17 protein-coding genes and 1 other RNA gene are annotated in these 19359 nt (G+C 40.3%); 13 read left to right on the forward strand and 5 right to left on the reverse strand.

The annotated features are described in order from the left end of the window. The first annotated feature begins 65 nt into the window (after positions 1-65). Positions 66-695 (forward strand): HAD family hydrolase, encoded by a 630-nt coding sequence (locus SNE25_RS20790; RefSeq protein WP_321560924.1) that lies wholly within the window; start codon positions 66-68, stop codon positions 693-695. Positions 696-738: 43 nt separating this feature from the next. Here SNE25_RS20790 and SNE25_RS20795 read toward each other — a convergent pair whose 3' ends face one another. Then, positions 739-1941 carry a proline dehydrogenase family protein gene (locus tag SNE25_RS20795; RefSeq protein ID WP_321560925.1) on the reverse strand — a complete coding sequence of 401 codons (1203 nt, stop codon included), beginning with the start codon at positions 1939-1941 and terminating at the stop codon, positions 739-741. 59 nt (positions 1942-2000) lie between these two features. On the opposite strand from SNE25_RS20795, the gene SNE25_RS20800 reads away from it, so the two are divergent. The 8 genes from SNE25_RS20800 (at position 2001) to SNE25_RS20835 (ending at position 10443) form a co-directional block, all read left to right on the forward strand. Next, a complete protein-coding gene (locus SNE25_RS20800; RefSeq protein ID WP_321560926.1) occupies positions 2001-2207 on the forward strand; it encodes an RNA-binding S4 domain-containing protein in 207 nt (68 codons plus the stop codon). A 2-nt stretch (positions 2208-2209) separates the two neighbouring features. Further along, entirely contained in the window at positions 2210-3268 is a 1059-nt protein-coding gene (aroB, locus tag SNE25_RS20805) for a 3-dehydroquinate synthase (protein WP_321560927.1), read from the forward strand. Position 3269: 1 nt separating this feature from the next. Beyond that, the gene (locus SNE25_RS20810) at positions 3270-4160 is read left to right on the forward strand and encodes a sterol desaturase family protein (RefSeq protein WP_321560928.1); all 891 of its coding nucleotides are present in this window, start codon (positions 3270-3272) and stop codon (positions 4158-4160) included. Between the two features lie 241 nt (positions 4161-4401). Continuing rightward, positions 4402-5301 carry a prephenate dehydratase gene (locus SNE25_RS20815; RefSeq protein ID WP_321560929.1) on the forward strand — a complete coding sequence of 300 codons (900 nt, stop codon included), beginning with the start codon at positions 4402-4404 and terminating at the stop codon, positions 5299-5301. A 78-nt stretch (positions 5302-5379) separates the two neighbouring features. Beyond that, a complete protein-coding gene (locus tag SNE25_RS20820; RefSeq protein WP_321560930.1) occupies positions 5380-6507 on the forward strand; it encodes a chorismate mutase in 1128 nt (375 codons plus the stop codon). 9 nt (positions 6508-6516) lie between these two features. Continuing rightward, positions 6517-7821, forward strand: coding sequence for a 3-phosphoshikimate 1-carboxyvinyltransferase (aroA, locus tag SNE25_RS20825; protein ID WP_321560931.1), 1305 nt, complete (start codon positions 6517-6519; stop codon positions 7819-7821). Between the two features lie 181 nt (positions 7822-8002). Further along, positions 8003-9097 (forward strand): chorismate synthase, encoded by a 1095-nt coding sequence (gene aroC, locus SNE25_RS20830; protein WP_321560932.1) that lies wholly within the window; start codon positions 8003-8005, stop codon positions 9095-9097. A 107-nt stretch (positions 9098-9204) separates the two neighbouring features. After that, positions 9205-10443, forward strand: a complete 1239-nt coding sequence (locus tag SNE25_RS20835) for an MFS transporter (RefSeq protein ID WP_321560933.1) — start codon at positions 9205-9207, stop codon at positions 10441-10443. On the opposite strand, the gene SNE25_RS20840 is transcribed toward SNE25_RS20835, so the two are convergent. Beyond that, positions 10440-10961 (reverse strand): DinB family protein, encoded by a 522-nt coding sequence (locus tag SNE25_RS20840; protein ID WP_321560934.1) that lies wholly within the window; start codon positions 10959-10961, stop codon positions 10440-10442. The two genes, SNE25_RS20835 and SNE25_RS20840, sit on opposite strands and share 4 nt — an antisense overlap. Positions 10962-11193: 232 nt before the next feature. Here SNE25_RS20840 and SNE25_RS20845 point away from each other — a divergent pair, with 232 nt between their 5' ends. Then, a complete protein-coding gene (locus tag SNE25_RS20845; RefSeq protein ID WP_321560935.1) occupies positions 11194-12738 on the forward strand; it encodes a L,D-transpeptidase scaffold domain-containing protein in 1545 nt (514 codons plus the stop codon). Positions 12739-12788: 50 nt separating this feature from the next. Here the strand turns inward: SNE25_RS20845 and SNE25_RS20850 are convergent, their stop codons facing one another. The 3 genes from SNE25_RS20850 to SNE25_RS20860 form a co-directional block, all read right to left on the reverse strand. Further along, the gene (locus SNE25_RS20850) at positions 12789-13574 is read right to left on the reverse strand and encodes a murein L,D-transpeptidase catalytic domain family protein (protein ID WP_321560936.1); all 786 of its coding nucleotides are present in this window, start codon (positions 13572-13574) and stop codon (positions 12789-12791) included. Between the two features lie 220 nt (positions 13575-13794). After that, positions 13795-14376 (reverse strand): nitroreductase family protein, encoded by a 582-nt coding sequence (locus tag SNE25_RS20855; RefSeq protein WP_321560937.1) that lies wholly within the window; start codon positions 14374-14376, stop codon positions 13795-13797. Positions 14377-14491: 115 nt separating this feature from the next. Beyond that, the gene (locus SNE25_RS20860; protein ID WP_321560938.1) at positions 14492-16924 is read right to left on the reverse strand and encodes an alpha-ketoacid dehydrogenase subunit alpha/beta; all 2433 of its coding nucleotides are present in this window, start codon (positions 16922-16924) and stop codon (positions 14492-14494) included. A 134-nt stretch (positions 16925-17058) separates the two neighbouring features. Between SNE25_RS20860 and SNE25_RS20865 the strand changes: the two genes are divergently transcribed. The 3 genes from SNE25_RS20865 to ssrA all read left to right on the forward strand — a co-directional run bounded on the left by SNE25_RS20865 (position 17059) and on the right by ssrA (position 19269). Then, on the forward strand, positions 17059-17457 hold the full coding sequence (locus tag SNE25_RS20865; protein ID WP_321560939.1) for a DUF1573 domain-containing protein: 399 nt from the start codon (positions 17059-17061) through the stop codon (positions 17455-17457). A 136-nt stretch (positions 17458-17593) separates the two neighbouring features. After that, on the forward strand, positions 17594-18826 hold the full coding sequence (locus SNE25_RS20870; protein ID WP_321560940.1) for a pyridoxal phosphate-dependent aminotransferase: 1233 nt from the start codon (positions 17594-17596) through the stop codon (positions 18824-18826). A 75-nt stretch (positions 18827-18901) separates the two neighbouring features. Further along, positions 18902-19269, forward strand: a transfer-messenger RNA (tmRNA) gene (gene ssrA / locus SNE25_RS20875). The last annotated feature ends 90 nt before the right edge of the window (positions 19270-19359 follow it).

Raw genomic sequence — 19359 nt, forward strand, 5'->3', positions numbered from 1 at the left:
GTTATTTGTGTTTGTTTAACGGGTGCAATTTTACATATTTGACATCAAATTACAAAACCATTTTTATGCAAAACATCAAAAATATCATTTTTGACTATGGTAACGTCATATTCAGCCTCAATTTTCTGAAGGTACAATCAGCTTGGAAACAGCTGGGTATCAACAACGCAGACGACTTTTTCGGACACAAAAACCAGGACGAAATTTTTGACAAATTTGATCGCGGAGAGGTTACTGCTGACGAATTTAGAGCCTATATTAGACAAAAAACAGGTAATCCAGCATTAACAAATGAGCAAATTAACACTGCATGGAACAGTATGTTGCTCGGAATTGAACCTGGTAATCATGAATTGCTGTTAAGTTTAAAGGAAAAATACCGTACTTTTTTATTGAGCAACATCAATGCTATCCATTACGATCACATCATGAATTATTTGAAATCTGAGTTTAATTTTGATGGTAATAACCACCTCTTTGAAAAAACATATTATTCGCACCTAACCGGCAAACGTAAACCCGAACCCGAAATTTTTGAATTGGTATTAAAGGAGAACAACCTTAACCCATCCGAAACATTATTTATTGATGATAGTCCGCAACATCTTGCAGCCGCTCAAAAGTTGGGTATACAAACCTATTTAATGACCACTCCCGATACCATTCAGCAGTTCTTTAAAAGAGAAGGGCTATAAATTATCGATTTATAGCCCTTCTTAAGCAACTCATAATTAATAATTATTTCGACCTTCTTTTACGCTCCTTAACAATTAAGCTTAACTCCCGGCTCATTTGCCCGGCAATGGCGGTATTTTCCTGCGCCCGTCTGAATAAGTAAGGCAATACCGCCTTAATTGGTCCATAAGGAACGTATTTAGCTACATTATACCGAGCGTCTGCAAGGTTAAAACTCAGGTTATCGCTCATACCCAATAACTGAGAAAAGTAAACATGAGTGTGCTTATGATCTATTTGTTTGGAATCGAGCAATTCTGCCAGTAAACGGCAACTTTCTTCGTTATGGGTACCTGCTATAAAAGCTATTTTATCAATATTAGTAGTACAATAATCAAGCGCCGAATCATAATCCAGGTCGGTTGCTTTTTTATCGGGCTGAATCGGCGATGGATAGCCATTTTCTGCAGCACGTTTACGCTCCTTTTCCATATAGGCACCGCGTACAATTTTAGCACCCAATATAAATCCTTCGCTGACAGCAATCTCGTGGTCGTTTAACAGGGAGGCAAGCTTATCGTGCCTGTACATCTGATAGGTATTATATACAATAGCCTTTTTAGCATTAAAACGGCTCATCATGGTGAGTGTCAGCAGATCAATAGTTTCCTGTATCCAGCTTTCTTCGGCATCAATCATCACTGGTATATTGCTGACATGGGCCTTATCACAAATGGCAAGTACACGGTTTTGCACCCTCTGCCATTCTTTTTCTTCATCATCGGTAAGAGGCTGCCGGGTATCCAGCTTTTCCAGTAACCCGAATCGGCCAACACCAGTTACTTTAAAAACGGTAAGCGGGATAGCTTTATCGTTAGCAGCTCGTACTATAGTTCGTATAATCTCATCACGGGTGCTATCGAAAACAGCTTCGTCGTCCTCCCCTTCTATGGAATAATCGAGGATAGTACCAACGCCACCGGTATGCAGGTTTTTGATAGTATTATTACACTCGTCTATCGTTTCGCCACCACAAAAATGTTTAAATATAGTTGCTTTAATTAAGCTTTTTATAGGTAAACCAATCTTAATAGCAAAGTTGGTTACCGGCGGACCTATCTTCACTAAAAAGTTAATATTAATTATCCTGAATAACCAGTAAGCCCGGTTAAGATCTGTATTAGAGGAATGACGGAAAGCGATTTCTGTATTTTCGAAAGAGAGCTTAGCGTGTTTGGAGATATTGTTTGTTTCGTTAGAAAGCATCTGCAAAATTATAAAATGATTATCTCATTATTCCATGAATAGTTTATTTTTGCCCATCCATGACAGAATTTAAGTTAACAGGCGACTACATACAGATGATACAACTACTAAAAGCTACTAACCTGGTATCAACGGGTGGTGAGGCACAAATAGTTGTAAGCGAGGGCGAAGTTACCTATAATGGCCAAATAGACTATCGTAAACGCCTTAAGGTTAAGCGGGGTGATGTGGTTGAATTCCGTGGCGAAAAAATCATCATAATATAATTATGGATACTATTCAAAGCGACAATTACCCTATTTATTTTAATAACAGTATAGATGAACTGGCTGACTTTATTAAAAAGGGCAATTATTCGCGTTTTTTTATTTTAACCGACGAAAATACCGGCGTGCATTGTTTACCCCTTGTAAAAAGCAAAATTGAAGGGTTGGGCGATTACGATCTTATTGAAATAAACGCCGGAGAAGAAAGCAAGGATATTGATTTTTGCATTGGTGTTTGGAAAATGCTTATTGATTTTGGTGCTGATCGTAAAAGTCTAATGATAAACCTGGGTGGCGGCGTTGTAACAGACCTGGGCGGTTTTGCTGCGTCAACCTTTAAAAGGGGTATCGATTTTGTACATGTACCTACTACGCTATTATCGCAGGTTGATGCCTCTGTAGGTGGTAAAACAGGTATTGATATTGATAGCATAAAAAACATAGTTGGTACTTTTACACAGCCTAAAGCAGTGTTTATTGAATACGTTTTTTTAAAGACCCTACCGCCAAGACAAATTCTTTCTGGTTTGGCAGAAATGCTTAAACATGGGCTTATTGCCGATGCCAATTATTGGAACCAGCTTAAAACAAGCGATCTTACCAATCCATCTGCCCAACTGATACACCGTTCTGTAGAAATAAAAAACGTAATAACCATTGAGGACCCTACGGAAAAAGGCATCAGAAAAGCTCTAAATTTTGGGCACACCATTGGCCATGCTATTGAAACATATTCACTAATAAATGATCACGATCCGTTGTCACATGGTGAAGCCATTGCCATTGGCATGATCTGCGAATCATATCTTGCCCATAGAAAAACCGGGCTTAGTGCCGAAGATCTGAATGAGATCACCCAAGTATTCAGCGATCTTTATCCCCGATATACAATAGCCAAATCAAGCTTTGAAGCTTTATTTGCTATTATGCAAAAGGATAAAAAGAATCAGGATGGCAAAATAAATTGCACCCTGTTGACCAGTATAGGGCAAAGTACTATTGATAATATCTGCACAGAAGCCGAACTTAGTGAAAGTTTAATGTATTACATTAATTTGTAAGATGCTTAATTTAGATCCCAGGGATAAGGCAGCTCTTGTACTTATGGGCATGCTAGTAGTATTAACCCTTGTCGAAATGGGCTTAAGCTACCGTGAAAACCGTAAATACTACGAAACACGCGACACGCTAACCAATATTTATTTAACATCACTTGCGGTTGTAACCAACCTTATAGTTAAGGCAAGCACTTTTTTTATACTTGATTTTACTTATAAATATCACTTTTTCCAGATACAGAATGTTTACCTATATTGGTTTGTACTGGTTATAGTACAGGATTTTTTATACTGGGTTTTACACTATACCGGCCATTACTGCAGGCTTTTTTGGGCCATGCACGTAACCCATCATTCATCTGAGCTGTTTAATTTTACTACCGGTTTCCGCTCAACGGTGCTGGAGCCATTTTACCGGGTGTTTTTTTACCTGCCATTGGCCTTAATGGGTTTTACAGCCTTAGATATTTTGTACGCTTACTTAGTTACCCAGCTTTACGGAAATTTGGTACATACACAGTATAAAATACCCCTGCCAAAATGGTACGGACTCATATTTGTTACCCCATCTCATCACCGGGTACATCACGCGTCAAACATTCCCTATCTGGATAAAAACATGGGGATGGTGCTTATTATATGGGACAGGTTATTCGGAACTTTCAGAGACGAAGATCTGAAAGAGCCAGTAAAATATGGCCTCACCAAACAACCCGATGATATGGGCCCGGTAAATGTTCTTTTTCACGAATGGAAAGCATTATTGCACGATGTTAGGCAAGCTCCGGGCTTCAGAGCTAAAATGGGATATATATTTAACCCTCCGGGATGGAGCCATGACGGCAGCACTCAAACAGCCCGTGTTATGCAGCGGGAGTACAAAAAGAAGCTTTAGCCAAATAAAATTTTGTTCGTTCTATTTATTTTACAAAAAATAAAATTTCCTATTGACAAATCCATTTTTAGCCGTACATTTACAACGTAATAAAAAACAAATGAAATTTACAAGCGCATATTACTTCGGTTACTACTTTTACTTTAACAGTATGAGCCGGGACTAATATGTACTTAACACACATAAAGAACTTAAAAAGTCCCGGCCCAAAATGCCGGGATTTTTTGCTTTAATACGGTTTATGAAGATAGAAAAACCAAGAGTTGCAATACAGGGAATACGTGCTTCCTTTCACGAAGAGGCTGCCTTAAGATATTTTGGCGAAAATGCACAAACCATTGAGTGTAACTCTTTTAAACAAACATTTGAGGCTTTAAAAAACAAAGAAGCCGACTATGTGGTAATGGCAATTGAAAACAGTATTGCCGGCAGCATATTGCCCAACTACACGTTGTTGCTCGATTATGGTTTTCCTGTGGTGGGTGAAATTTACTTACCTATTCAATTACACTTAATGGCTTTACCGGGTGTAAAATTTGAAGATATAAAGTACGTAACATCTCACCCTATTGCTTTAAGACAGTGTGTTGATTTTTTTGATGAATATCCTAACCTGAAAATTGTAGAAAGTGTTGATACTGCTGCCTGCGCCAAGCGTATTCGCGACGAACAATTAACTGATACCGTTGCCATAGCAAATGCCCTGGCAGCAAAACTTTACGGACTTGATGTATTGGAGCGCAGGATAGAATCGAACAAAAAGAATTTTACCCGTTTCCTGATCCTTACCCATCATGATAACGTTGAAAAAAAGAACGCCAATAAAGCTTCCCTTTGCTTCCAGGTAAGCAATAAGGTTGGATCATTGGCTAAGGTATTGAATATTTTTGCCGAAGAGGGCGTAAATATGAGTAAGATACAATCAATGCCAATTTTGGGTAAACGCAATGAATACAATTTTTATGTTGATATTGAATGGGACGAGCAAAAACAATATGACGCCTCCATACGGCAGATACTTAAATACACGCACAACTTTAACATACTTGGTGAATATGAGAGACATGATGATGAATTGACGCCCAGACCGCAAAGAAACGAACGGGTAAGAAAATATATCAATATCCGGAGAAATATATAGCCTTAATTAATTTAAAGATTTAAAAACACAACATTAAAAACACAACGGTAATTTAACTACCGATAAAATCGCAAAACAATGAAACTAAATTTAAACATACAGCCGCTGAATACCTGGATAAAAACGGGTAAAGAACCTTTGGTAATAGCAGGCCCATGCAGTGCTGAAACTGAAGATCAGCTGGTAGCTACAGCTCATCTGTTAGCTCAAACGGGTCGTATATCTGCGTTACGTGCAGGTATCTGGAAACCCCGTACCCGCCCGGGTGAATTTGAAGGTATTGGCAGCATTGGCCTGGAATGGCTTAAACGTGCTAAAGAAGAGACCGGTTTGCCAACTGCTGTGGAAGTAGCCACGGCTAAACACGTAGAAGAAGCTTTAAAAGCCGGTGTTGATATACTATGGGTAGGTGCCCGCTCAACAGCTAATCCTTTTACCGTACAGGAAATTGCTGATGCATTGCAAGGTACTGATGTACCGGTAATGGTTAAAAATCCGGTAAACCCTGATCTTTCATTGTGGATTGGCGCTTTGGAACGTATTAATAATGCGGGTATCACTAAACTGGCCGCTATACACCGTGGCTTTTCATCTTACGAAAAATCAGCTTTCCGTAACGAGCCAATGTGGGATATCGCTATCAGTTTAAAAACACTGGCTCCGGAACTGCCTATTATTAACGATCCGAGCCATATTACCGGTAACCGTGATTTGATTGGTTACATCTCTCAAAAAGCATTAGATCTGGATATGCAGGGATTAATGATTGAGTCGCATATTGACCCAAGCGTAGCCTGGACAGATGCTAAACAACAAGTTACTCCTGCTGCTTTAACTGAAATTATTGATCATTTGGCTTTACGTAAACCAGAAATCCGCAATGCCGAAGTAAATGACAAACTTGCTGAACTGCGTAACCAGATTGATAAAATTGATGACCTGGTAATCCAGAAAATGGCTGAACGTATGCAAATTGCCGAGAAAATTGGCCAATACAAAAAAGATAACAACATTACCATACTGCAGGTTAACCGTTGGGACGAAATTTTACAAAAACGTACCAACTATGCTAAGGCGCTTAAATTAAATCCGGAGTTTACCGAAAAATTACTCGAGCTGATCCACAGCGAATCTATTCGCAGACAAACCGAGATCATGAATAACAGCGAAGCCGGACAAGCAGCAGAAAAACTAACCCACGCATAATTTTATATAATGATGCAAAACATCATCCTGACAAAAGATAATAAGCAAATTAACGGTACAGTACATCTTACCGGCTCAAAAAGTGAATGTAACCGCGCGCTGATCATTGAGGCATTAAGTAACGGAAAGGTGCATGTTGAAAACATTTCCGACGCAGCCGATACGGTATTGCTGGCGGGGATATTACGGTCGGCAGTGGGCAGCGGGCAGATGGCAGTTGGAGTTGAAGCTGATTCACTACTTACTACCAATAACCCACCGCTCACAACAGTTGACATTGGCCCGGCAGGTACAGCCATGCGATTTTTAACGGCTTATTTCGCTATCCAGGATAATGAAGTAACACTAACCGGCAGCCAAAGGATGAAGGAAAGACCGATAGGCATATTGGTTGACGCGCTGAGAGAGCTGGGTGCCCATATTGATTATGAAGAAAAGGAGGGCTTCCCTCCTATAAAACTAAAAGGCAGCTTCGAGCAGCAAACTAGTAAGATCAGTATAAAAGGTAACATCAGCAGTCAGTATATTACGGCTTTGTTACTCATCGCTGCCCGGCTGCCTTTTGGTTTGGAATTACATATTGAAGGAGAGTTAACCTCACGCCCTTATGTTGAAATGACGCTTGTAATGCTGGAGACTGCAAATATAAAACACAACTGGCATGATAACGTCATTACAATATCAAATCAGGAGTTTGCAACCACTTCACTGCATATTGAACCTGATTGGAGTGCGGCATCCTACTGGTATGCTATAGCGGCGCTGGCAGACAAGGCCGAACTTTTTTTAACCGACCTGACACCGTACAGCTTACAGGGCGACAGTGTGATCACCGAGATAATGGCTAATTTTGGCATCACATCGCAATTTAAGGATGGCGGTGTACAGTTAACAAAAGAGGCCAAACCATTAAGCCGTAAGATATTCGACCTAAAAGAATGTCCGGATCTGGCTCAAACCGTTATTGTAGTTTGCGCAGCGCTTGATCATGAAGCTACCTTTACAGGTCTTGAAACTTTAAAAATAAAAGAGACAGACCGTATTTTGGCTTTACAAACCGAACTTGCAAAAATGGGTGTAAAACTTATTGAAAAAGGCCAGGTGTATAAACTGGATTGCAGCGAAAAGTTTATACCCGAAAAAATGTTTATCAATACCTACCACGATCACCGTATGGCTATGGCATTTGCACCGCTGGCGCTGATTGTTCCTCAACTGGAATTTGAGAACGGGCCGGTAGTTGATAAATCATACCCCGCATTTTGGACAGATCTGGCAAAGCAGGGCTTTAATGTACAGGAAATAGAGGCATAAAAAGCGCCCAATAAACATGTCATTGCGAGGAACGAAGCAATCTCACCTGAACAGTGCATATCATGCATTATGAGATTGCCACGCTACGCTCGCAATGACATCAATAACAAAATCAATTATTGATATTTGCTATGAGCGAAATCTCAATTCTTATATCTAATATCTTACATCTAAAATAAACATGGCAGGCAATTCATTCGGACAAATATTCAGGATAACCACCTTTGGCGAATCACATGGTGAGGCTATAGGTGTCATTATTGACGGTTGTCCGGCACAATTAACCGTCGATCTGGATTATATACAAGGCGAACTGGATAAGCGTAAACCCGGTCAGTCAAAAATCACTACACAACGTAAGGAAAGCGATACCGTGAAGATATTATCGGGCGTATTTGAGGGGAAAACCACCGGCACTCCTATTGCCATGCTAATTCCTAATGAAGACCAGCGTTCAAAAGATTACAGCCATAATGTTGATGTATTCCGTCCCTCCCATGCCGATTATACTTATCAAATCAAATATGGCATCCGAGATCACCGTGGTGGTGGCCGTTCATCGGCCCGTGAAACTGCCGCACGTGTTGCAGCAGGGGCTTTAGCCAAACTACTGCTTAAAAGCAAGGGAATTGAAATAGCCGCTCACGTGAGCAGCGTAGGTAAAATTGAGGCGCCTAACATAAGCGTTGCTGATGTGCAGGAATTTATTGACGAACGCGAAAAGAATATAGTACGCTGCGCCGACCCTGCAACCGCAGAAGAAATGATCGCTTTTATTGACAGTATACGCAAAGATGGTGACACTGTTGGCGGTAAAATAAGCTGTCATATCAAAAACTGCCCGGTTGGCCTCGGCGATCCGGTATTTGATAAGTTGCATGCCGATTTAGGTAAAGCGATGCTGAGCATTAACGCCGTTCATGGTTTTGAATTCGGATCGGGTTTTGCGGGTAGCGAAATGCGTGGATCTGAGCATAACGACATTTTTGTTAAATCGCATTTAGGTGATGTAAGTACCATCACTAACTTTTCGGGTGGTATTCAGGGCGGTATCAGCAATGGCATGCCTATTGAATTTAAGGTAGCTTTTAAACCTGTTGCCACCATCATGAAAAACCAAGCTACAATTGACAGCCAGGGTAATGCCGCCGAAATATCTGGTAAAGGCCGTCATGATCCCTGCGTAGTACCGCGCGCGGTGCCCATAGTTGAGGCCATGGCCGCACTGGTACTGGCCGATCACTGGCTCCGCAACAGAAACTCTATTTTAGGCTGAAGATTTAAGCAAAAAGCCTTTTTAATAATTTGATACCAAGCCCAAAGCAAAAAAAGCTTTGGGCTTTTAGCTTTAAGCCTTCTGCTTATAATTATCTTTGTTAAGCCATGCTAACCTCTATTATCCAATTATACCAAAAAGCCTATAGCGGACTATCTAAAAACAGCTGGTACCTGAGCATCGTAATGTTCATTAATCGCAGTGGTACCATGGTAGTTCCATTCATGAGCATTTATACTGTTCAGCAACTGCATTTTACCATCGTACAATCGGGTTGGGTAATGGCGTTTTTTGGCATTGGGGCAATATCAGGTGCATTTATAAGTGGTAAACTAACCGATAAAATTGGGTTTTACGATATACAAGTTGGGGCCTTATTGATTGGCGGCATACTGTTCCTGGTTTTAGGTTATCAGCATACCTTTTTAAGTGTTAGCATCGGTACGCTCATACTAAGCATTTGTAACGAATCGTTCCGACCGGCCAACTCCACCGCCATAGCGCATTATAGTACCGAGGAAACTAAAACACGTTCTTATTCTCTTAACCGGCTGGCCACCAACCTCGGCTGGGCATTTGGCGGGGGCTTAGGCGGATTGCTGGCCTCATTCAATTATCACCTGCTTTTTTGGGTTGATGGCTGCACCAACATCTTAGCCGCGCTTTTGCTGTTAAAATTAATGCCGCGTGCGAAGATCAAAAAAACTGTTAAAGCGGCAACCAATATTATAGCATCAGCCTCTGCTTACCGGGACGGGCTTTATTTGATATTTATTTTATTAAGTACGCTTTTCGCCACATGTTTTTTCCAGTTCTTCATTATGCAGCCGGTTTTTTATAAAATACAATGGCATTTTAACGAACGGTTTATCGGTTTTTTGCTGGCATTAAACGGCATAATAATAGTACTGGTTGAAATGATACTGATACATAAATTAGAGGGCAAAAGAAATCCGCTTACCTATATCGGCACGGGAATTATTGTAGCGGGCAGTAGTTTTGTTCTGTTAAACCTGCTGCCGCACACTGCGTGGGTTGCCTTGCTTGTTGTAGCGCTGATTACTTTAGGCGAAATTTTGAGTATGCCTTTCATGAACGCCTTTTGGATAAACCGTGCCTCCAGTAATAACCGGGGCGAGTACGCGGCATTGTATAGCATGTCATGGTCGGCCGCCCAGATCATTGCCCCGGCAGTAGGCAGTCAGATCATTGCACACGGCGGATTTAATTTACTGTGGTGGGTATTGGGGTCAGTATGTCTGTTCTCGTCAACAGGGTTCTTGATTCTTAAAAAATTCACGCACCCTAATAAACAGGTGGTAATCGCAACTGAAGATATTGTTTAATTATTCTCTTGTTGCTCTAAAACCTTAACAGTAACCAAAAGCTGCCCCAGATGGCGCATGGTATGTTCGGCTGCGTGTACATACAAGCCAATTACTGTTGAGGGCAGTTGTGCCCTGCCAACACCACACCATGCTGTCAACGTTGTTTCATCAATGCCCGATAATTGCATCAATGCCTTATCAACCTGAATATTAAAGCTTTCAACTAAATCCGCAGTACGCACAGTGTCAATTGATTTACCTTCTACGACTAAATAATCCAACTGTAATTGGCTAAGCCCCTCTCCTTTTGCGTAGGTAAAAAGCCGACTGAGCACACCGGTTAAATGCTGCAGATGAAACCCCGGCGACGCAAGGCCTACCACTCGGTGCCATAATAAAGTGTCAGGAAAATTTGTCATTAATTCATTCAACTCTTCTCTGGCCTGTAGTAACGCATGAGCCACCGGCTGCAATAAAGCAGGAATGTTATTTAAAGTACCGCGGAGCCAGACCTCGGGTTTATTATCTATCGTCATTTTCTTATTCCTTTTATTTCCACAAAATATGAAATCAGAACCCCATAAATGAGCTATAATCATGTACTTGTTATCTAATCGAAAACAAGTATATTTTCATCTACGCTCAATTTTAAACATCTGTTTATATTTAAACGCGCAAAAGAGCCTCTTTTCAAAAATAATTAAAAACCATCCAGCTTTATGGTATGGCTATTGCTATTCATAAGCAATATTTAACTATACTTATACCATGATAACTGACCTTATTAAAAAGGCCCCCATTACAATATTATTATGTGGCTTTTTTATTTTTACGTTTACTTTTCAAAGCTGTAAAAAAAAACATTCTGAAATAGCCGACCACCTTTTCCAGGTAACTCAAAATAAAATTTATCAGGATATTGATCCTGATACACTCGCATCAGTATTAAAAAAGGAAGTTGAAGGTAAAAAATCAAAGATAGCGAACGAACAAGTAATTGAATCTTATTTCAGGAGTAATGAGTATCAGCCTGTATTGGTAATGAACCATTTGTTTAACGGTGACCTGGACACTTTAACAGCATACTTTGATAGAATTAATGAACATGGCCTTGATAAAAAGCCATACCATATTAAAGCTATCAAAGAGCTGGTTACCAAATTGCAAAACAAAAATGGAATAACAACGGTTGACGAGGCTTACACCACCATTGCGCAGCTTGAATTGCTAACCGCAACCTCCCTGATAAAGTATTCAAACGCGCTTCAGTATGGTGTTATTAACCCCCGCAAAATATATTCCCGTTATTTTGCCGGTACCAAACGGCCTGATAGTACATCAATGAAAAATGTGCTGAAGGCAACCGACTTTAAAAGTTATCTGGACAGCATACAGCCTTCTGATCCGCAGTATAAGGCACTGCAAAAAGCTTTTATAAATGGAACAAGCCTTGATGGTTTATCTCCCGAAGAAAGCAGGCGCTATTTGCTGGTTAATCTTGAACGCTTGCGATGGAAAAATAAGCCAAAAGAGCCTAAATATGTTATCGTAAACATTCCCGATTTTAAATTGGATGTGATCGAAGATGGGAAATCCGTTTTAAACATGAAGGTATGTGTTGGCGAAGGCCGTAATATGGACGACAGATGCAGCCTGATATCATATGCCGACAGTGACAGATACGATAAGCCGTTTCCGCGTGAAACGCCCCAGCTTAGCAGTATGATACATAGTGTTGAAGTAAATCCTACCTGGAACATTCCGCGCAGTATAGCCACCAAAGAAATTATTATAGAAGCTGCCAACGATCCGTATTATTTATCAAACAAAAATATTGATGTTTACAAGGACGGGATAAAAATTGAAGATCCGGAAATAATTGACTGGTCAACCGTAACCAAAGACAATCTGGAATATGATTTTAAACAGCGACCGGGTGAAGATAATTCGTTAGGTAAAATAAAATTCCTGTTTAAAAACAGAAGCAGTGTCTACCTGCATGATACCCCTGCGAAATTGGCTTTCAGAAAGGCAATGCGTGCGGTAAGTCATGGCTGTGTTCGCCTCGGCGACCCACAGGGATTGGCTAAAAACCTTTTTGGCGAGGGTGAAGATTTTGATACCATATCCAAAGATATGAGCGAGGATAATCCTGAACCTACCAACATTGCACTGCCTAAAAAAACACCTATATACATTACTTATGTTACTTGCTGGGCAGACGAAAACGGCACATTACAGCATAGAAAAGATGTTTATGGATTAGACATTGTGCTTTATGCCCATTTAAAAATGCTAATGGGTAATATATAAAACAAAAGCCCGGGTATCAATCGGACCTTGAGGTTATAATTGGATAATGTTTAAAGTCTGGCTAAGTCAAAAGCCGTAGTATCTGTGGCAATAAAATTTAAAGGTGCCGTTTCATCAAGATATTTTGAAGTATAGGTATCGTCGTTGCCATTAATAAAGAAAACCGTTTTTCCCATGATAGTGTTAATCACCCGGTTTACAACCTTAGGTGATACGGCCGGACAGCCAAAACTGCGCCCAACATATCCTTTGCGATTAATAGCCGCCTGACTAACATAGTTAGCTCCGTGAATAACAATATCGCGCATACGGGCATTACTGTTAAAACCCGAATCCAGGCCATCCAAACGTAAAGAGCGGCCATGTTTACCCATGTAAACATTATCGGTGAGATAAAAGCCCAAACTGCTCTGATGTGAATCATTCTGATCTGAAAAATGTGTAGCCATTTCATCGCCGCTTCCCTGGCCGTGAGCAACCCATGTATTTAGCAATAAATGTTTATTGAAAATATCTATTATCCACATCCGTTTTTCACGGCTCGATTTAGTAAAATCAACAACGGTAAGCACGGTGCTATTTTCAGGAAGTTGATGAGCTAATTTTAAATTTGTATAACCAGTAACTGCTTTCTCAAATACATCAAAAGCTAAACCTGATTCTTGTAAACCGGCTGTCTGATATAAACTATTTACGTACTGATTAAATAATTCTTTTGCATTTAGTGTAGAATTTACCTTTCCATCTGATTTGTTCGCACCTGCAGATCTCCAACCAACAATCGTTCCCGACAATAATAAAACCACAAATGTGACCCACCAAAAATGCTTCCTCATACTTGTATTGAGTTTAATTTTAAAACAATAATTTAAATTTCGTAACAGGCTAAGTTATGGCAATTGGCCGAAATTAGGTGAACGACCAATTACAAATGTATAGTTTTTTACTTAATCGAAGATCATTTTAGTATATTTTTCCACTAAAATGAAAATAAATTTAAAATAAAGAAACTAAACCAACTTATACGTAAGGAAACGATAAAAGGTTAGCTTTAAGCTATTTAACCCATTTAACCTTTTTTTCGAGAGGAATATTTCTTTTGCCTTCAGCAGTCTGGTCGGCATAACCCAGATATAACACCCCCATTACATTATCTTCTTCACGTAATTGTAGAAACGCTTTCATGGCAGGTTTTAGTATAGCGCCGCCTGTGCTCCAAAATGACGCCATATTTAACGCGGTGGCACCCAGCAAAATGTTTTGAATGGCGCTTGAAACTGCCGCTATCTCTTCAAATGGAGGAATTTTAGGCAAATCACCACGCTGCATAATGGTAATTATTACATGAGATACTTTGTCGCCCTGGTGTTGAAGATTGTTGTAAGTAGCCTCATTAAAATCTTCTGGTTTAACCCCTTCTTTATATAGTTCGGCGTGTTGATGGCAAAACTCGTTGGGATTTTCATAAACCACAAAACGCCATGGCTCGGTATATCCATGAGTTGGAGCCCAGTCGGCAAGCTCTAATAAAGCAGCTATGTGGCCATTTGGTATTTTATGACCATTCATCATTGCAGGTTTAACAGAACGACGTGTTTTAATGATATTTGATATAGTAGAAAAAGTTACAGAATCCATGTTAATAAGCTAATGAAAGAGCGCAAACTTAAATAAATAAGCAAAAAATTGAGTATCAGAGATAGGATATGACCGATTAAAGACTAAAGAATCTGAAAATCAAAATATTCTGTAATTAAAAAATTGCAGGATATTTTGATGGATTAGCTTCGTTCATCATAGCATATACAGCTTCAATGACGTCATCAACAGACGGTTTGCTAAAATAATCACCATCAGAACCATAAGGGGGGCGGTGCTCCTTAGCTGTTAATGTACGGGGTTGTGCATCAAGGGAATAATATCCGTTTTCTGTTTCAACGATTTTTTGAGTGATATATGCAGATGCTGCTCCCGGAACATCTTCATCAATAACCAACAACTTGCTGGTTTTCTTTAACGAATTACCACAAACATTTTCTGTATCAAATGGATATAAAGTTTGGGGGTCGATAATCTCTATATGAATGTCCATTTTCTCGAGCTCTTCGGCGGCCTCGATTACTATACGTAAAGTAGAGCCATAAGAAACAACCGTAATATCGTTACCTTCCTTCAATATCTCGGCTTTACCCAAGGGAACGGTGAACTCACCTATGTTGGCAGGCAGTTTTTCCTTTAAACGATATCCGTTCAAACTCTCGATCACTAATGCAGGTTCATCACCTCTTAGCAATGTATTATACATGCCGGCAGCCTGGGTCATATTACGTGGCACACATATATGGAAACCACGCATTGAATTTACAATCATCCCCATCGGCGACCCGGAATGCCAGATACCCTCCAGCCTATGGCCACGGGTACGGATAATAAGTGGTGCATTTTGCCCACCACGGGTACGATAGCTCAAGCTCGCTATATCATCGCACAAAACGGTCATGGCGTATATGAGGTAATCAAGGTATTGTATCTCGGCTATTGGTTTTAAACCACGCATAGCCAGGCCCATTCCCTGCCCTATAATAGTAGTTTCGCGTATGCCGGTATCGGTAATACGCAGATCTCCGTATTTGCCTTGCAAGCCGGCAAAACCCTGGTTCACATCACCTATAGCTCCAACATCCTCGCCAAAGGCCACAATACTTTTGTCGCGCCCAAAATTGGCATCAAAACAGGCATTCAATACTTCACGGCCATCCAGAACCCGTGTATTTTCTGTATAAATAGCAGGTATAACTGGCACATTTAAAGGAGATTGTGGAGTTTCGGCAAAAAGCTTCGAGTTGAAACGTTCATTATTTTTCTCCGTTTCGGTTTTAAGCCAGCTTACTAATGATTGTCTTTCGGCAACGTTTTGGTGTACCGTGATCCTTAAGGCTTTACGTATAGCGCCTACGGTATCCTTACGCCCGGCATCATAACTCGCACGCAATGCAGCTACAATATCCAGCAATTCATCCTTTGCAGTAACATTGTATGCCAGCTCTTCTATCAGTTTTGCCGCTTCATCAAGTTCTGTATTTATTATATTAACCAACTCAGCAGCTGCTTCACGCTGGCATTCACGAACAAACTTTTTGGCTTCGGCTTCCAGCTCATCCAACTCAGCTTCAGTTGATATGGCCGAAGCAATCATCCACTCACGCATTTTAAGCAAACAGTCATGATCATCTTCCCAGGCTAAACGTTCTTTTGTTTTATAACGCTCATGTGACCCTGAGGTAGAATGGCCCTGTGGCTGTGTCATTTCAATTACGTGTATCAATACAGGCACATGCTGTTCACGGCAAAGGGTAATAGCACGCTCATAAGTTTCGCAAAGCGCAATATAATCCCAGCCCCTTACCTTAAATATTTCATAGCCATTGGTGTTTTTCTCGCGCTGAAAACCCTTTAGTATTTCAGAGATATCTTCTTTAGTAGTTTGCAGCTTTGCGGGCACAGATATGGCGTAAGCGTCGTCCCAAACAGAAATGGCCATTGGTACCTGCAATACACCTGCAGCATTAAAAGTCTCAAAAAACAAACCTTCAGATGTTGAACCATTACCTATGGTACCAAAGGCAACCTCATTACCATTAACCGAAAATTGATTAAGGTACTCCAGTTCTTTATTTTGGCGATATAGCTTTGATGCATAAGCTAAGCCGAGCAAACGGGGCATGTGACCGCCGGTAGTTGAAATATCAGACGAGCAATTCATGGTTTCGGCCTGGTTTACCCAACTGCCATCGGCATTAACAAACCTGGTAGCATAATGACAATTCATTTGGCGACCAGCCGAAGCCGGGTCCTTTTCAATATCAGGATTAGCATAAAGTTGGGCAAAAAACTCCTTTAGGTTGCTCATACCGGTAGCAAACATGAAAGTTTGGTCGCGATAATATCCCGCGCGCCAATCGCCCGCGCGAAATGCCTTGGCCATGGCCAACTGAGCTACCTCCTTGCCATCACCAAATATTCCGAACTTTGCCTTGCCCGTTAAAACCTCTCTTCTGCCTATTATACTGGCCTGTCTGCTCTCATAGCCAATACGATAATCATTTATTACTATTTTTTTGAAATCATCAAAACTTAGCTCGGCAGTATTAAATTTACTGGTTGCACGTATCGTAGTTTCGGGCATATATAATTTCGTTTAGACGGTAAAATTATAAAATTCTATTCTGTATTTGGCAAACTAACAATAAAACATAGAGTTTTGTGAATAGTTTTTAAATTACATTAAACCTTATATATTTGTGTTAATCAAATAAACGTATGAAAAAGATATTAATGATTTGCGCAGTAATTTTAGGTTTTGCCTTTACTGCAACTGCACAGGATAGCCAAAAAGCCGAGTTTAAATTTAACGAAGAAAAACACGATTTTGGCAAAATACCTCAGGGTACTCCTGTTACTACCGTTTTTGAATTTACAAACGTTGGTAAAGAGCCACTTATATTAACAGAAGTAAGACCAACCTGTGGCTGCACAATTGCCGATTACACTAAAACTCCTGTAAAAAGTGGCGATAAAGGCACTATTAAAATCACTTATAATGCTGCTGCTGCTGCACCATTTAACAAAACAATTGTTGTTAAATCAAATGCGGTAACACCAGAGAAGTATTTGAACATTATTGGTGAGGTTATAGCGAAACCCGCGTCGAGCAAATAAAACAAGGCAAGCCTGATTTTAAAAACATCTCTTGCCAGGCAAGGGACGAAAATTAATATAAAGACCCTAAAAAGGGTCTTTTTTCGTTTATGGGGATACATAAAATAACATACTTTCTTTTTTACTAATTTTGCACATGCCAAAAATATCTCAAAAAGGGCAGCGAATGCCCGCTTCACCTATTCGTAAACTAACACCTTATGCTGATAAAGCTAAGCTGGATGGCAAAAAAGTTTACCATTTAAATATTGGTCAGCCCGATATCGAGACTCCTGAAGGCATGTTAAATGCCATAAAAAATATTGATTTTAAGGTTTGGGCATATACCCCTTCGGAAGGCACTTTAAGCTATCGTAAAAAGCTTACTGAATATTATAACAAACTGAACTACAACATCAATCCTGAAAATATTATTGTAACTACTGGTGGCTCAGAGGCCATTAACATAGCTATGATGGCTTGTTTGGACTCTGGTGATGAAGTGATTATACCCGAACCTTTTTATGCCAATTACAACGGATTTGCCAGTCAGAGTGACATTGTGGTTAAGCCTATTCTTTCGTTTATTGAAAACGGATTTGCACTCCCCCCTATAAGTGAATTTGAGAAGCTGATAACAGATAAAACGAAGGCTATTCTAATTTGCAGTCCCAATAATCCAACTGGTTATCTGTATTCGAAAGAAGAGATGCAAGCTTTAAAAGAACTGGTTCTGAAGTACGATCTTTATCTGTTTGCAGACGAGGCATATCGGGAGTTTTGTTATGATGGCCGTACGTTTATATCACCTATGCACCTTGGTGGTATTGATGATAATGTAATTGTAGTGGATACAGTGAGTAAGCGATACAGTGCTTGTGGAGCACGTCTTGGCTGTCTCATTACTAAAAACAAGGCTGTTATAGATGCAGGATTGAAGTTTGCCCAAGCCAGATTGAGTGCCGGCATGGTTGAACAAATTGCCGGAACTGCAGCCGTTGACACACCAGATTCGTACTTTGAAACGGTAAATAAGGAGTATACAAGCCGCAGAAATACACTTGTCAGCAAACTAAACAAAATGGATGGCGTTTATTGCCCTAACCCGGGAGGCGCTTTTTATGTGGTAGCCCAATTACCCATTGACAATGCCGACAAGTTTTGCCAATGGATATTGGAAAGTTTCAGTTACAATAACCAAACGGTAATGATGGCGCCTGCCACCGGATTTTACAGTACGCCAGGCGCCGGACATAACGAAGTACGCATGGCCTATGTATTAAAAAATGAAGACTTGCATCAAGCCATGGTTTGTTTGGAGGAAGCATTAAAAGTTTATCCCGGGCGCATTGAGGCCCAAAGCAAAAAGCTCAAGGCTGAAAGTATTTAATATTTGGCTTAACCGCCCAAAAGCTGTATTTTTGTAGGCTTTCAGCCTTAACCTTTTGGCTTTATAATAAAAAATGGGGTCGACCGGAATTGACAGGATGGAGATAAGTAGGTAAGCATGCAGCGCGTTGGGTGAATTAGCGCTTAAATCTGAACGCTCAAACTTACAAATGGCGAAAATAACTACGCCTTAGCTGCTTAATTTAGAATTAAATAGCTTTTGTCCCGCTGGTTTTCTGTTCTGTTGAACCAGCACCAGGGGCACCGAAAAACGGAACTGGCCTGCTTAAGGTGTGCATAGCAGGCGAGATAAAGCACCTAAGGAAGACGGTACAGGTAAGCAACTGACCTTCCCCTTCCCTACAATTAAACAGAAGCTAAGCATGTAGAAAGCTTACCTTATACCATGTTTGGACGAGGGTTCGAATCCCTCCGGCTCCACTGGTTGTAAAACCCCAAAACCCACTATTTAATAATAGTGGGTTTTTTACGTTTAAATCGATACTTTTATAGAAATTTAGTTAAACCTGGTTA

The sequence above is a fragment of the Mucilaginibacter sabulilitoris genome (assembly GCF_034262375.1).
GTDB lineage: Bacteria > Bacteroidota > Bacteroidia > Sphingobacteriales > Sphingobacteriaceae > Mucilaginibacter > Mucilaginibacter sabulilitoris.

Excerpts from the sequence above, each read along its gene's own strand:
- SNE25_RS20860 (WP_321560938.1), bottom strand. The coding sequence starts at position 16,924 with ATGCCCGAAACTACGATACGTGCAACCAGTAAATTTAATACTGCCGAG.
- SNE25_RS20800 (WP_321560926.1), top strand. The coding sequence starts at position 2,001 with ATGACAGAATTTAAGTTAACAGGCGACTACATACAGATGATACAACTA.
- SNE25_RS20810 (WP_321560928.1), top strand. The coding sequence starts at position 3,270 with ATGCTTAATTTAGATCCCAGGGATAAGGCAGCTCTTGTACTTATGGGC.
- SNE25_RS20850 (WP_321560936.1), bottom strand. The coding sequence starts at position 13,574 with ATGAGGAAGCATTTTTGGTGGGTCACATTTGTGGTTTTATTATTGTCG.
- SNE25_RS20795 (WP_321560925.1), bottom strand. The coding sequence starts at position 1,941 with ATGCTTTCTAACGAAACAAACAATATCTCCAAACACGCTAAGCTCTCT.
- SNE25_RS20840 (WP_321560934.1), bottom strand. The coding sequence starts at position 10,961 with ATGACGATAGATAATAAACCCGAGGTCTGGCTCCGCGGTACTTTAAAT.
- SNE25_RS20845 (WP_321560935.1), top strand. The coding sequence starts at position 11,194 with ATGATAACTGACCTTATTAAAAAGGCCCCCATTACAATATTATTATGT.
- SNE25_RS20835 (WP_321560933.1), top strand. The coding sequence starts at position 9,205 with ATGCTAACCTCTATTATCCAATTATACCAAAAAGCCTATAGCGGACTA.
- SNE25_RS20865 (WP_321560939.1), top strand. The coding sequence starts at position 17,059 with ATGAAAAAGATATTAATGATTTGCGCAGTAATTTTAGGTTTTGCCTTT.
- SNE25_RS20855 (WP_321560937.1), bottom strand. The coding sequence starts at position 14,376 with ATGGATTCTGTAACTTTTTCTACTATATCAAATATCATTAAAACACGT.
- SNE25_RS20790 (WP_321560924.1), top strand. The coding sequence starts at position 66 with ATGCAAAACATCAAAAATATCATTTTTGACTATGGTAACGTCATATTC.
- SNE25_RS20820 (WP_321560930.1), top strand. The coding sequence starts at position 5,380 with ATGAAACTAAATTTAAACATACAGCCGCTGAATACCTGGATAAAAACG.
- aroC (WP_321560932.1), top strand. The coding sequence starts at position 8,003 with ATGGCAGGCAATTCATTCGGACAAATATTCAGGATAACCACCTTTGGC.
- aroA (WP_321560931.1), top strand. The coding sequence starts at position 6,517 with ATGATGCAAAACATCATCCTGACAAAAGATAATAAGCAAATTAACGGT.
- aroB (WP_321560927.1), top strand. The coding sequence starts at position 2,210 with ATGGATACTATTCAAAGCGACAATTACCCTATTTATTTTAATAACAGT.
- SNE25_RS20870 (WP_321560940.1), top strand. The coding sequence starts at position 17,594 with ATGCCAAAAATATCTCAAAAAGGGCAGCGAATGCCCGCTTCACCTATT.
- SNE25_RS20815 (WP_321560929.1), top strand. The coding sequence starts at position 4,402 with ATGAAGATAGAAAAACCAAGAGTTGCAATACAGGGAATACGTGCTTCC.